Origin of the sequence: Clostridium zeae (assembly GCF_017312485.1) — a bacterium.
GTDB classification, from domain to species: Bacteria; Bacillota; Clostridia; order Clostridiales; family Clostridiaceae; genus Clostridium_AR; species Clostridium_AR zeae.
In genome coordinates this window covers 1-13,556 of sequence record NZ_BMBA01000012.1, presented here as the reverse complement: position 1 = coordinate 13,556, position 13,556 = coordinate 1, and the positions used below count along the sequence as shown (strand labels likewise).

General features: G+C 29.4%; 10 protein-coding genes and 1 rRNA gene. 9 read left to right on the top strand and 2 right to left on the bottom strand.

All coding sequences use genetic code 11. The features are described 5' to 3' along the window. Nucleotides 1–155 precede the first annotated feature (155 nt). The gene (locus J3477_RS24755; RefSeq protein WP_206872911.1) at nt 156–2,018 is read left to right on the top strand and encodes a glycoside hydrolase family 13 protein; all 1,863 of its coding nucleotides are present in this window, start codon (nt 156–158) and stop codon (nt 2,016–2,018) included. A 358-nt stretch (nt 2,019–2,376) separates the two neighbouring features. Next, nucleotides 2,377–2,805, top strand: a complete 429-nt coding sequence (locus tag J3477_RS24750) for a DUF2871 family protein (RefSeq protein ID WP_206872910.1) — start codon at nt 2,377–2,379, stop codon at nt 2,803–2,805. A 144-nt stretch (nt 2,806–2,949) separates the two neighbouring features. On the opposite strand, the gene J3477_RS24745 is transcribed toward J3477_RS24750, so the two are convergent. Then, entirely contained in the window at nt 2,950–4,203 is a 1,254-nt protein-coding gene (locus J3477_RS24745) for a Y-family DNA polymerase (protein ID WP_206872909.1), read from the bottom strand. 169 nt (nt 4,204–4,372) lie between these two features. Between J3477_RS24745 and J3477_RS24740 the strand changes: the two genes are divergently transcribed. The 6 genes from J3477_RS24740 (at nt 4,373) to J3477_RS24715 (ending at nt 10,647) form a co-directional block, all read left to right on the top strand. Further along, nucleotides 4,373–4,810 (top strand): hypothetical protein, encoded by a 438-nt coding sequence (locus J3477_RS24740; protein WP_206872908.1) that lies wholly within the window; start codon nt 4,373–4,375, stop codon nt 4,808–4,810. Nucleotides 4,811–5,079: 269 nt separating this feature from the next. Continuing rightward, the gene (locus J3477_RS24735) at nt 5,080–6,228 is read left to right on the top strand and encodes a glucose-1-phosphate adenylyltransferase (RefSeq protein ID WP_206872907.1); all 1,149 of its coding nucleotides are present in this window, start codon (nt 5,080–5,082) and stop codon (nt 6,226–6,228) included. Between the two features lie 18 nt (nt 6,229–6,246). Beyond that, on the top strand, nt 6,247–7,353 hold the full coding sequence (gene glgD / locus J3477_RS24730) for a glucose-1-phosphate adenylyltransferase subunit GlgD (RefSeq protein ID WP_206872906.1): 1,107 nt from the start codon (nt 6,247–6,249) through the stop codon (nt 7,351–7,353). A 279-nt stretch (nt 7,354–7,632) separates the two neighbouring features. Next, nucleotides 7,633–9,069, top strand: a complete 1,437-nt coding sequence (locus J3477_RS24725) for a glycogen synthase (protein WP_206872905.1) — start codon at nt 7,633–7,635, stop codon at nt 9,067–9,069. A 200-nt stretch (nt 9,070–9,269) separates the two neighbouring features. Next, nucleotides 9,270–10,112 carry a YfjL-like protein gene (locus tag J3477_RS24720; RefSeq protein WP_206872904.1) on the top strand — a complete coding sequence of 281 codons (843 nt, stop codon included), beginning with the start codon at nt 9,270–9,272 and terminating at the stop codon, nt 10,110–10,112. 76 nt (nt 10,113–10,188) lie between these two features. Next, complete coding sequence (locus J3477_RS24715) at nt 10,189–10,647, top strand: VanZ family protein (protein WP_206872903.1); 459 nt, start codon at nt 10,189–10,191, stop codon at nt 10,645–10,647. A 307-nt stretch (nt 10,648–10,954) separates the two neighbouring features. On the opposite strand, the gene cls is transcribed toward J3477_RS24715, so the two are convergent. Further along, nucleotides 10,955–12,394: a cardiolipin synthase gene (gene cls, locus J3477_RS24710; protein WP_228731363.1), complete on the bottom strand. Its 1,440-nt coding sequence runs from the start codon at nt 12,392–12,394 to the stop codon at nt 10,955–10,957. 1,085 nt (nt 12,395–13,479) lie between these two features. On the opposite strand from cls, the gene J3477_RS24705 reads away from it, so the two are divergent. Further along, nucleotides 13,480–13,556, top strand: a 16S ribosomal RNA gene (locus tag J3477_RS24705); the annotation flags it as partial.

The window sequence follows — 13,556 nt, the reverse complement described above, 5'->3', positions numbered from 1 at the left end:
AAACCTAAAAATATAAGTTTAATTATAGAATAGTAACCATAAAAAGATGTGCCACTTCAATCTAATAAAAAAGATGTATCTATTTAATTAATTGAAATAATACCTCAGGATATACCTGAGGTATTATTAAAATAAGTCATAGGAAGGAAAAGGGCATGAATAATTTTTATATATTGCATGATTCTCAAAATACTTACTATAGAAATCCATTTGGGGCAGTAAAGTTGGGAACTGAAATAAGTATTGTTATTGAATCTCAGGGATGTCAACAAGCTTTTATAGAACTTATTCATTTTGATGGACATAGACAAAGTATTCTAATGGAAATGTTTTATAAAGAAGGGCAGAATGATATATGCTTCTTTAAGACCAGCTTTACTGCTACTACTAAGGGAGTATTGAATTATTATTTTGTTTTGAAAAGACAAGATCAGACACTTTATTATGGCAATAATAATGAAAGTTTGGGCGGATTAGGACAAATATATGTTGAGAATCCTAAGTATTATCAAATAACTGTATATCAAGATAATTTAGTTCCAAAGTGGTATAAGGAAGGTATTATATATCAGATATTTGTAGATAGATTTTATAATGGTAACGATACTGGTTTAGTAGATAATCCTAAAAAGAATTCTTTTATATATGGTAACTGGTATGATAAACCTATGTATATAAAAGATGCTGATGGCAAGGTGTTAAGGTGGGATTTTTTTGGCGGTAATTTGAAGGGGATAATAAAAAAGTTAGATTATATAAAATCCTTAGGAGTTACAACCATATATTTAAACCCTATATTTGAATCACCTAGTTGCCATAAGTATGATACGGCAAGCTATAAAAATATAGACCCCATGTTTGGGGATGATGAAATATTTAAATATTTATGTACTGTAGCTAATAAGTATGATATAAGGATAATCCTAGATGGAGTTTTTAGCCATACTGGATCTAATAGCGTATATTTCAATAAAAATGGAGATTATGATTCACTAGGAGCATATCAATCTAAAGCTTCTAAGTATTATGAGTGGTATAGATTTAGAGATTATCCTAATGATTACGAAAGCTGGTGGGGGTTTGAAAATCTTCCTAATGTAGATGAATTAAATCCTTCTTACATGGATTATATAATCAACAAAGATGATTCGGTACTCTCAAAATGGATGAATCTTGGGGCATCAGGTTGGAGACTTGATGTTGCTGATGAACTTCCTGATGAATTCATAAAAGCTATAAAACATAAAATTAAAAAAATAAAAACTGATTCAGTACTTGTGGGTGAAGTATGGGAAGATGCCTCTAATAAAGTTAGTTATGGGCAAAAAAGAGAATATCTATATGGAGACGAATTAGACTCAGTAATGGGGTATACCTTCAGAGATATAATAGTAGGTTTTTTAAATAGAAATATCGATTCTCATATGCTACTTAAGAAATTTATGAATCTCTATGAAAACTACCCAAAAGAAAATTTTTATGCATCAATGAATATATTGGGAACTCACGATACTGAAAGAATTATTACTATGTTCATGAACAACTATAATGATGAAAATGTAGCTAAAAGTATGGTTAAACTAGCAGTAGCTTTTCAAATGACTTTTCCTGGAGTACCAGTAATTTATTATGGTGACGAAGCAGGTCTTGAAGGGCAAAAGGATCCAGATAATAGAAGAACATATCCTTGGAACAAAGAGGATAAGGATATTTTAAGTTGGTACAAGAGGCTTTCTGGTATTAGAAGTAATAGTCTGGTGTTAAAACGGGGAGAATTAAAGTTTTTTGATACAAATGCTGATGTAATATGTTTTGAACGAAGCTATAAGAATAGCAAGATTTTAGTTGTTATGAACAGAAATTCAAATGGTTCTATAAAAGTAGAATTTGGAGAAGTTAAAGGACATTATAGAGATCTACTTAGAGATTGTAAAAATGATGTTTATTATTCGGCAGAGGGAATAATTTCAGTTGAACTTAAACCTGTAGAAGTTAAACTGCTTGTAAAAGTCCTTTAAAGAATAGATATAGAACTAAATTATTTAGAGTGTTGAAAGAACTATATGAACTGGTTTCTATGGTTCTTTTTTTACTGTCCAAGAAGGTATAAAATTTTTGTACTCGTAAAGCTAGATATTTCAATGAATTTAAAAGCTTTTTATAGATACGCTGTAAAAAATAAAACTAGTTTGTTTATCAAAGTTTTCGTCATATAGATCCTGAAAATAAGAATACAAAAAATAGTGGTTATTTATTAAATGATATAAAAAATTACTTGAAAATAATTATCAATTGGTTTATAATTAAAGTAACAAAAATACAATATAAAAATATAATAATAATACAATACATAGGGTATTTAAGAGGTGATATATTATGAAAAAACTAAAGTTGTTTTCTATTGGATATGCGGTTCTTTGGCTCTTAAGTGGGCTTTTAAATATATTTGTTTTAAATGATTTTAATAATGCAGATTTTGAAAAATTGACAAATGGGCATCTCTTAATACTAGGTGCAGGATTTATGGCTTTGATGTATGGTACTGATACTGTTCTAAATATTAGTAAAAAGAAAAGTTTTAACCTATGGCTAGTATTATATAATGTTTTTTTAGTGGGATCTGTACTATTGATGCTAGCACAAAAAGTCATAGAAAATGAAGGCTTTATAATAGAAGCTATGAATTTATCAATAGATATAGTTCATTTAGGTTTAGGTGTATGCTTGTTATGGGCTGTATATTTAGTTAGAGAGGTTTCTAGGCAGCATTCACTAATTAAAACTGAAAAGATTAAAAATAAGTAATTACCGGACTTTTGTCCTAAATATAGTAAGTCATTCCCTATCCCCCCAATAAAGAAGTGATAGTTATTTCGTAACTATCACTTTTTTATTCTTTAGGAATTTATAAAATCCTTAAGATAGCTAAACTTATATATTTTAATGTCTTTATAACATACTGGACATGATTGTGTAGTCATCTTCTCCAACCCCTCCGCATAGAGGTTTAATTCCAGAGTTCACAAAAGTACCTCTAACTATAGAGTAGTCTCCAAATTTTTCTCTTATCTCATCGATAGTTTTATCTAAGTTCTTAGTTTTTTCTATATGCTTTTCATCAAAAAGTGAAATTTGATAAGTGGTGTTTGAACTTAAATCTGAGACGTGAACACCTATATGTCTAATAGGGTCTCCAATCCAAAGGTTATCTAAAAGCTTACAGCAGGTAGTAAATATACTCATAGTAGAGTCAGTAGGATTAAATAACTTTGTCTGCTTTGAGTAACTCATAAAGCTGCTATTTTTGACATGTATAGATATTACATTACAATAGCAATCAGAATTTCTAAGTCTTATAGATACAGTCTCTACTAAGGAGAGTACTATCTTATAAGCATCTTCCTTGTTTGTTATATCATATGCTATAGTGGTTGAATTACCAATGCTTTTCATGGTGTTATGACTTTCTGAAAGTACTGATGAGTTTTCTATACCGTTTGCATAATTCAGAAGTTTTAAACCAAAACTTTTAAATTCATACTTAAGTATATCCAGATCATAATGAGCTAAGTCTCCAATTGTATTTATGTTCAATGCCCTAAGTTTAGGTGCAGTAGAACGACCAACCATGAATAAATCCTCGATTGGAAGAGGCCACATCTTTTCTTTTATTTCCTCCTCATAAAGAGTGTGAACTTTATCTGGTTTTTGAAAATCAGAAGCCATTTTAGCTAGGAGCTTATTAGTTGAAATTCCTATATTTACAGAAAAACCTAATGTATCCTTTATCTGATTCTTTATTTTTGTTGCTATTGATATAGGATCCATATTTAAATTGTTATATGTTAAATCCATGAAACATTCATCAACTGAGAATCTTTGAATTTGAGGACTATATTCTTTCAATATAGACATCATTGAATTACTACATCTCATATATAAATCATACTTGGGTGGAACTACTAGAAGATTAGGGCATTTTTTTAGAGCGGTATATAGAGATTCTCCAGTAGTTATATTATATTTTTTAGCAGGAATAGATTTTGCCAGGATTATTCCATGGCGATTTTTAGGGTTTCCGCCTATTGCAGAAGGAACTTCACGGAGATCTAAAGTTTCGCCATGCTGAAGTCTATAACAAGCTTCCCAAGATAGATATGCAGAGTTTACATCAATGTGAAATATCAATCTTTTACTAAACATATATAACCATCCTTAATAAAATGTAATTTGAACACATATTTATAGTATATCCATAAATTAATTATATAGAACATATGTTCTATAGTAAATAAAAATATACATTTCCATTACTTATGTACGAATTTTTTTAAATATATAAGCATATTTATCTTTATGGGAGGTGAATATTATGATTAGAACTGTGGTGTGTGAAAAAGAAGGTTGTAACGGAAATAGTTTTTATATAAATACAGAAGATAATAATTTAAATATAAGCTGTAAAGAATGTGGAGCAATTTATGGCTTTGATATAAGCTATTATGATTTTACTATGCTTTCTAATTGCTCTTACTGCGATAATGATACTTTTAAAATATTTAAGGATACAGAAAAAGAAGGAATCTATGCAAAGTGTAATAAATGTGGAAATCCTCCAGAAAAAATATATATAGATACCGATGGGAACCAAGTTTCTTATAATAGTAAGTTGTTAAATGATATAAAAGATATGATATATAGATTGGATCAAAGAACATCAAACTTAGAAGATAAGATACAAGGTCTACAAGGTGGGCAGGAATTGCTTGAAGAATCTCTCGCATATATAAGTAAATTTATGTCAGAGTAAAAATTGAGATATAAATAAGATGCCTGTACATAATTACAGGCATTTTATATTTCTTAACAAAACTAAGAACAGATTTTTAAATAATGTAACAAATTATAATAATAGGTGAAATAGTAAAAAAAATTTATTAAGGGCACGTTTACATTTAAAAATAAGGGCCAAAGGACATTGAAGGGATTTACAGGAGTTGGTATAATGATAATGTAATTACAAATTTTGTAATTACATCGTTAGGTGTTGAGGGATGAAAAACGAGGGGAGAGGCTAAAATGGTAAAAAAACAAATTATAGCTCTAATACTTGCTGGTGGACAAGGATCAAGATTAGGGGTATTGACTAAAAAACTAGCAAAACCAGCAGTTCCATTTGGTGGAAAATATAGAATAATAGATTTTGCGTTAAGCAACTGTGCTAATTCAGGCATATATACAGTTGGCGTATTGACTCAATATCAACCTCTTGAGCTAAATTCACACATTGGTATAGGAAGTCCTTGGGATCTTGATAGAAGAGATGGCGGAGTAGCAATTCTTCCACCTTATCAAGAGGAAAGAGGAGGCAATTGGTATAAGGGTACTGCCAATGCCATATATCAAAATATACCTTTCGTAGATGGGTATGAACCAGAATATGTTTTAATATTATCAGGTGACCATATATATAAAATGGATTATGAAAAGATGCTCGAGTTTCACAAACAGAAAGAAGCGGATGCTACAATAGCAGTTATTGATGTAACATTGAATGAAGCATCAAGATTTGGAATAATGAATACTAATGATGACTTATCAATATATGAATTTGAAGAGAAGCCAGCGAATCCTAAAAGCACTAAAGCTTCCATGGGGATTTATATATTTAATTGGAAAACTCTTAAGAAATTTTTGAAAGAAGACGAAGCTGATAAAAATTCAATTAACGATTTCGGAAAAAATATAATACCAAAGATGATTGAGGATGGAAGAAGATTGGTTGCGTATCCATTTAAAGGATATTGGAAGGATGTAGGTACTATAGAAAGTCTTTGGGAATCTAATATGGACCTATTAAAAGATAACAATGAACTTAATCTTTATGATGACGAGTGGAGAATTTATTCTGTAAGTCCAGGCAGACCAGCTCAATATATTGGACAAAATGCTTCAGTAAAATCATCGCTTATTGTTGAAGGGTGTATTATTCATGGTGAAGTTGAAAATTCAGTGCTTTTTCCAGGTGTAGTAGTAGGTAAAAATGCAGTTGTAAAAGATTCAGTTGTAATGCCTAATACTAAGATTGGAGAAAATGCTATTGTAAATAAAGCTATCGTAGGTGGCGGAGTGGCAATAAGAAAAGATTGTAAGATAGGCAACGGAAAGACAATTACAGTAATACCGGCAAAAGAAGATTTAAAAAGTGGAACTATTATAGAAGGATAAGTTATGGGGGGGAACATATTGAAAAATTATTTAGGAATAATCAATTTAGATGAGAATGATGATAAAATAACTGAACTTACTAGAACAAGGCCACTAGCATCGGTCCCTTTTGCTGGGAGATACAGAGTAATAGATTTTATATTGTCAAACATGACCAATGCTGGCATTGAGAATATAGGTATATTTACGAAGAATAAATCGAGATCCTTAATGGATCACATAAGTAACGGAAGACCGTGGGATTTACACAGGAAAAGATATGGACTTAGAGTATTTAACTTTGCAGATGAAGATCCTGTATATGATGATGTTCATAATTTTGCTGATAATCTTGAATTCTTTCAATACTCTAAACAAGAATATGTTATATTAGCACCTTCATATATGATATGCAATATTGATTTTAGAGAAGCTATGAATTTTCATGAGAAGAGTAATAATGATATAACTGTACTTTACAAAAAAGTAAATAACGCAGATAAGAGCTTTATTGACTGCGATGTATTAAATATTAATGAATATGGTAGAGTAGTGAGTGTTGGAGAAAATATAGGCTATGAAAAAGAAGCAAACATCTGTATGGAAATGTTTCTTCTAAGAAAAGACTTGTTTATTGAGCTTATATATGACAGCATAAAGACTGGTAGAAATAGAAAAATTAAAAAAAGTATCTATAGACAGTTAGATACGCTTAGAGTATATTCCTATGAATTTAATGGCTATCTAAGTTGTGTAAATTCTTTACACTCATATTATAAAGGTAACATGGACTTATTAAATGTAAGAATAAACGCGGAATTATTTCATGATAATGCTCCTATATATACTAAGTCAAAGGATGAAAGCCCTACTAAGTATACTAAAGATAGTGAAGTGAAAAATTCTATAATAGCCAATGGATGCTATATAGAAGGTCACGTAGAAAACTGTGTAATTTCAAGAAGAGTTAATATAAATAAGGGTGCTTATGTTAAAGATTGTATTATACTTCAAAACTGTATAATAGGTCCTAATGCTAAACTTATGAATATAGTAGCAGATAAAGGATCATATATACCTAAGTCTCAAGATTTAAGAGGACCAGAAAAGTTTCCTCTAGTAATAGAAAAACAGAGTCTATTATAAACTAAAAATATTTATAATGTAAAAGCTTGGATTAAAAATGATCCAAGCTTTTTGTTTTTTAATAGAGTAAAATCTATGGATAACTAACATTTAGTATAAAAAGTTATGGATTATAAGATATAGTATATATAGATGAACCAATTCGTACTTAAGCTTATATTTTTAAAAACTTTTCTCAGAACCTAGAGGAGTTTTTGAAAATATATTTGGGATTGAAGTGCTTCATCTTTATGAGTAAAAGTAAGCATCGGAATTATAAGATATGTGAGGAACAAAAGTATGGGTGTTTTATTTGTAACTGCTGAAGCGTATCCTTTTATGAAGGCTGGTGGATTAGGAGATGTTTCATATTCATTACCAAAAAGTTTAAAACAAATAGATGTTGATATACGTGTAATAATGCCAAAATATAAGTTCTCTAAAAGAATAAAGAAAAGGATGAAAAGAATAGCTCATTATACAACCTATATAGGATGGAAAACCGTAGATTGTAATCTTTTTACTTTAAGATTAGATGGTGTTCAATATTATTTTGTAGATAATCCATTTTACTTTTATAGGCCGGAGGCATATGGATACCATGATGATCATGAAAGGTTCATTTTCTTTTCAAAGGCAGCACTTGAAGGCATAAAGTATATGGAGGATTTTAATATTGATATATTGCATTGCAATGATTGGCATTCATCTTTAGTTATACCGTTAAAGGATATTTATTACCGAGGAAATACAATTTACGATAATATTAGAACGGTATTTACAATACACAACATATTATATCAAGGAATATACGGCAAAGACTTACTTTGGATGTTAGGATTAGATGAAAAAGAGTATTTTACAGGGGATAAGCTAAAATACGGAGAAGGAATCTCTTTTATGAAGTGGGCTATATTAAGTGCTGATAGAGTGACTACAGTGAGTAAAACATACTCAGAAGAAATAAGACAGGAACATTTAGGATATGGTCTGCACCATATATTAGAGAATAGGAAGCATTTACTGACTGGTATACAAAACGGCATAGACTATGATGTATTTAACCCTGAAGAAGATAAAAATATATATTTTAATTACTATTCTGAGGATTTAAACAATAAACATAAAAATAAATTAAGACTACAAGAGGAATTAGGTCTAGTTGTAGATGTAAATATTCCTATTATATGTATGGTGACGAGGCTTACAGATCAGAAAGGAATTGGACTTTTAGAAGGTATTATAAATAAATTAATGAGCGAAAATATTCAATTAATAATAACTGGCACAGGTGAAAATCACTACGAAGAGGATATTAGATATCTTGAAAATAAGTATGATAATCTTAGAGCAGTTCTAAAATTTGATGAAGGTTTTTCAAGGAAGGTTTATGCAGGAGCAGATATATTCTTGATGCCTTCAAAGTTTGAGCCTTGTGGATTAGGGCAGCTTATTGCAATGAGATATGGAACAGTTCCTGTAGTTAGAGCTACAGGAGGGCTTAAGGATACAGTTAAAGATTATAATAAGTATACTGATGATGGTGATGGGTTCACTTTTAAATCATATGATACAGTAGATTTTTTCAGTGCAATAGAACGTTCTTTAGATGTTTTTTATAATCATAAAGATTCGTGGAACAGGTTATGCATCAGAATAATGAATAAAGACAGCAGTTGGAAGTTATCAGCAGCAAAATACAAAAAGTTATATATGAAGATTTCTAAATTAAAATAGTATATAAGGATGTACCACTTCGAACCGAAAGCTATTTTTAAAACTCTCACGGTTTTTGGTGAGAGAATTTAAAAATAATAAATTTTATTACAAAATGGTGCATCTATAGGAATTAATCTGTAACATTTGGCTATAAGGTTTAATATATTTCTTATTAGGGAGGATTCTATAAATCTAACTAATTAATAAGGAGTTGTAGGATGGAAAACAAAAGATTTACTTGTATAGCACTATTGGTGATTTTATTAGTGGTTGTTCTACTGTATGGTGGTTATTTTGATGTAAAAGGGAATGCTTTTGATAAAAGAAAAGTAAGCTCTGTAGTGCAGAATTATTTATCTTCAAACTATAAGAACGAAGAGTTTAAATTGGATAAGATTGAGTATAGTTATGATAAGTATGTTGTAAATGTTCAATCTAGTACTAATAGATTTAAAGAATTCAATATAACAGTAGATGATGAGTTTGGAGATAGAATACTTAAAGATGAATATAAGGAAAATTCTAAACAAATAGAATTAGCTGCAAAAGTAAGTAGTTATATAAACAATGAAATTGAGCCTAATATAAAGGAGAGCATACCTCAATTTTCTAGAATTGATATTGAAATGTTGGAAAAAGGAAATTCTTATGATAGCGTTGACGCTTTACTTCAAGAAGTACAGAATGGTGAAAATGATGTATTAGGTAAGATTAATATAATACTAAAAGGTAAGAATATAACAGAAAAATCTTTCTTATCAATGATTTTATCTTTAAAAGGCAACGAGGTTTTAAACAAATATTCTAAGAATTTTATTATTGCATTTTATTATTATCCTAAGTATGCAAATGTTGAATTACAAGCAAGTAATATATTATCTTATCCTTATTATAGTGTTGAATTGTTAGAGAATAGTAGTCTTTGGAATTATAATGATTTAGAAGATAAGGCTGTTAATTGGAAAATCAATTTTAGATATGTACCAGAACTAGTTGGAGTCTTATTCATACTAATATCGATTGTATTAGTTAAAAAGCTTGAACATTATAATAATATATAGCGATTGCCATTAATGTTTAATAACTATATAATTTATTTAAGCAAATTTATATAGCGTTAAATTTGATGGAGGATAAATGGATAAGAAAAATTTAAAGTTAAAAATAAGTTGGGTTGCTTTATTATTTTGGATGATTATAATATTTGCTTACTCATCTAAGAATGGAACTGAATCAGATAAACAAAGTGCATTAGTGATATATGTGTTTAATGCATTAGGAATAGATTTAAATGGTATGTTAGGAGATCTTGCTACTTTTATTGTGAGAAAATCTGCACATTTTACAGAATATCTAATACTATTCCTTCTTGCGTATAATGTTTTTAGAAATTACCTAAATAAAAAATCTGCAATAGTATTTGGTATACTCTTAACTTTTGGATATGCTTGTACAGATGAGATTCATCAACTTTTTGTACCAGGAAGAACTGGCAAGTTTAGAGATGTACTAATAGATACAAGTGGAGCTATATTCGGAGGTATGGTAATTACTTTAATTAATAAAATAAGATATAAATCTAAAATAGTGGTTTAAACCACTATTTTTTGCTTTAAAGGGAATTATAACTCAATTATATCTGTGGATAAAGATGTACCACTTCGATCCGAAATCTATTTTCAAAACTCCTCTAGGCTCTGAGAGGAGAGTTTGAAAATATAAATTTTATTACGAAGTGGCACATCCATAAATATGAGTAACAACTTAAAACGTAATGTGAGTTAAAGAATAAAAAATACGAATTTGGCGCCTGTAAGATTCTTCGCTACGCTTAAGAAAAAGCAGATGCACAAAAAAATCACTGAAGAAAGTTGCTTCAGCGATTTATATATATGCATCATATTTATAGAAGTGATGAGAATATTCTTGCTACACCCTCAATAACTTTAGTTAACTTATCGGCATTTTCATATTCTTTTAAGGAAAACTCTCTGCAATTTTTCAAATCTTCTAAGAATAACTGATCTAATTGCTCTGATATGTCTTCATTATATATTACAGTGTTTATTTCATAATTTAAGTCGAAACTTCTTATATCCATATTAGCTGTACCCACTGAAGAGATTTTTCCGTCTATTGTAATAGTTTTTGCATGAACAAAAGAGCGCTTATCGTAGAAATATACTTTTACACCGCAACGCATAAGTTCTCCAAGATAAGTTCTAGAAGCTTTATTTACCATTATGTGGTCAGCTCTTTCAGGAAATATTATTTTTATTTTTACTCCGCCTAATGCAGATATCCTAAGAGCATCCATTATACTTTCAGTTGGAACGAAATATGGTGTGGTTATATAAATCCTATCCGTAGCCAGGGTTATCATCTTAAGTAATCCTTGCATTATTGCTGGGAACTCTGAATCTGGACCACTTTTTACAAGTTGCATAGCCAAAGGCGATTCTACATTAGTTGTAGGAAAATATTGATCAAATTCTTGATCATAGAAGCTATAGTAATTATTAGCTTGTTGAATCGTCATGAAGTCATCTAAAAAGACTGCCTGAAGTCCTAAAACGAAATCACCTTTCACCATTATATGAGTATCTCTCCAATAACCTAGTTTACTGTTGCCAAGATATTCATCGCCTATGTTGATGCCACCCAAAAACCCAACTTTACCGTCAATGATAGCAATTTTTCTATGATTTCTGTAATTTATTTGAGTATTTATAAGTTTCAATAAAGGGGATAAAAAATACGAGTATAAAACTACATCGATTCCAGCAGATCTGAGTTCTCTAATATAGCTTATTTTCATCTTGGCTGCTCCCACTCTATCTATTATAAATCGTACACGTACACCTTCTAAGGATTTTTTTATTAAAATTTCTTTTATTTCATTACCTATAGTATCGCTTTTAACTATATAATATTCCAAATGAATATGATGCTTTGCTTTTAACAGTTCATCTTTAAGTCTTTGGAACTTTTCAATCCCATCTTTAAAAACAGTAATATCATTATTTAAAAACACAGGGGAATCACTATTGTTAGCCAAAAGTTCTATTAAAGGTATATAGGCTTTATCCTTTATTTCTTTTAATACAGGGGATATTAGATCTTGAACTTGACTTGAAAATCTTTCGTCATTCAATTTGTGTATCTTCCAGTTCCTACCTAAGAAAATGTATAAAAATAGGCCTACTGGCGGAACAAGAGCAAGAACTAAAAGCCAAGCTAATGTTTTTTCTGGTTGCTTTCTTTCCAAAACTACTATAGTAATTGAAAGAATAAAATTGATAACAAAAATTAAATACATCATATAACTTGGTAATCTCATCATAAGCATTATCACCTCCATATTAATAAGAATAAAGTCTTTAAGCAGATAGCATTATGTTAAATTTAGGCTCTACTAAAACACTGTGTTGAAATTAATTGGTTAATCATCCTTAACGCCACTCCATCTGCAAAAATCATTTAATTCTAATAGCTCGCTCATATAGTGTCTCCTGTATAACCAATTAATTTCAACAGTATTGTCAAATGTAACGTAAACTTAATAAATACATTATATTATATACAAATAATGACCATAAGAAACAAGTTTATGTAATGATAATTAAAATGTTATTTGAATTTTAATTAGCTAAGAATAATTAAATCATCATAAGTATAAACTATTTTTGTTTTAGTGCAATTATATTTTCGAATTTTCTTACTAGAACTAGAGGGTTTCAATAATAGATTTTAGTTTTAAACATATACCACTTTCAAATAAAATCTAATTTAATGATTAAATTATTATTAATAGTTAATATGAATACAAATTGATTTTATAAAGTGGGGAGGGGATAGAGCTTTCTAGAAATATATATATTGCTTCAATATAAAACACACATAACAAGGATTCTTATGAATTTGAAGATACTTAGTTGATATATTTAAATATAAAGTAGTATATTTTTAGAAACTATAGCTACTTTATAAGTGCGTTTTTACATTCGTCTGGTACATATTTAAAGAATATGACTAAATATGCCAATAAACATATCCGAGTGTATCAATTGTAGAAATTTAGAGAAATATATAGAAAAATAATTATATATGCGAATAAATAAAGATAAATAGCACATTATATAATCATAAGTGTCCATATACATGTTATTATAAAACACGTCGCTGATATAAACAACGACAAGTCAACAAACAAATTTAAGAATTTTGTCTGAAAATAAAGTTTTTAAAAAAATGTTGACAAAAAAATGTACACATGATAACATAAAGAAGTCGCAAATGAGCGGCAACAAAAACTTGGTCTTTGAAAATTAAACAGAGAAGATAAACAAAGTCTAAAACTAGACTTAAACTAAACCAGCAATTCTTTTGAAAAAAGACTTACTAAGTAAGTAAGCTATGATTAAACTTTAAATTGAGAGTTTGATCCTGGCTCAGGACGAACGCTGGCGGCGTGCCTAACACATGCAAGTCGAGCGGAGAAAGTT

Coding starts and splice junctions, on each gene's coding strand:
- J3477_RS24755 (WP_206872911.1), top strand. CDS start 156: ATGAATAATTTTTATATATTGCATGATTCTCAAAATACTTACTATAGA.
- J3477_RS24750 (WP_206872910.1), top strand. CDS start 2,377: ATGAAAAAACTAAAGTTGTTTTCTATTGGATATGCGGTTCTTTGGCTC.
- J3477_RS24745 (WP_206872909.1), bottom strand. CDS start 4,203: ATGTTTAGTAAAAGATTGATATTTCACATTGATGTAAACTCTGCATAT.
- J3477_RS24740 (WP_206872908.1), top strand. CDS start 4,373: ATGATTAGAACTGTGGTGTGTGAAAAAGAAGGTTGTAACGGAAATAGT.
- J3477_RS24735 (WP_206872907.1), top strand. CDS start 5,080: ATGGTAAAAAAACAAATTATAGCTCTAATACTTGCTGGTGGACAAGGA.
- J3477_RS24725 (WP_206872905.1), top strand. CDS start 7,633: ATGGGTGTTTTATTTGTAACTGCTGAAGCGTATCCTTTTATGAAGGCT.
- J3477_RS24720 (WP_206872904.1), top strand. CDS start 9,270: ATGGAAAACAAAAGATTTACTTGTATAGCACTATTGGTGATTTTATTA.
- J3477_RS24715 (WP_206872903.1), top strand. CDS start 10,189: ATGGATAAGAAAAATTTAAAGTTAAAAATAAGTTGGGTTGCTTTATTA.
- cls (WP_228731363.1), bottom strand. CDS start 12,394: ATGATGAGATTACCAAGTTATATGATGTATTTAATTTTTGTTATCAAT.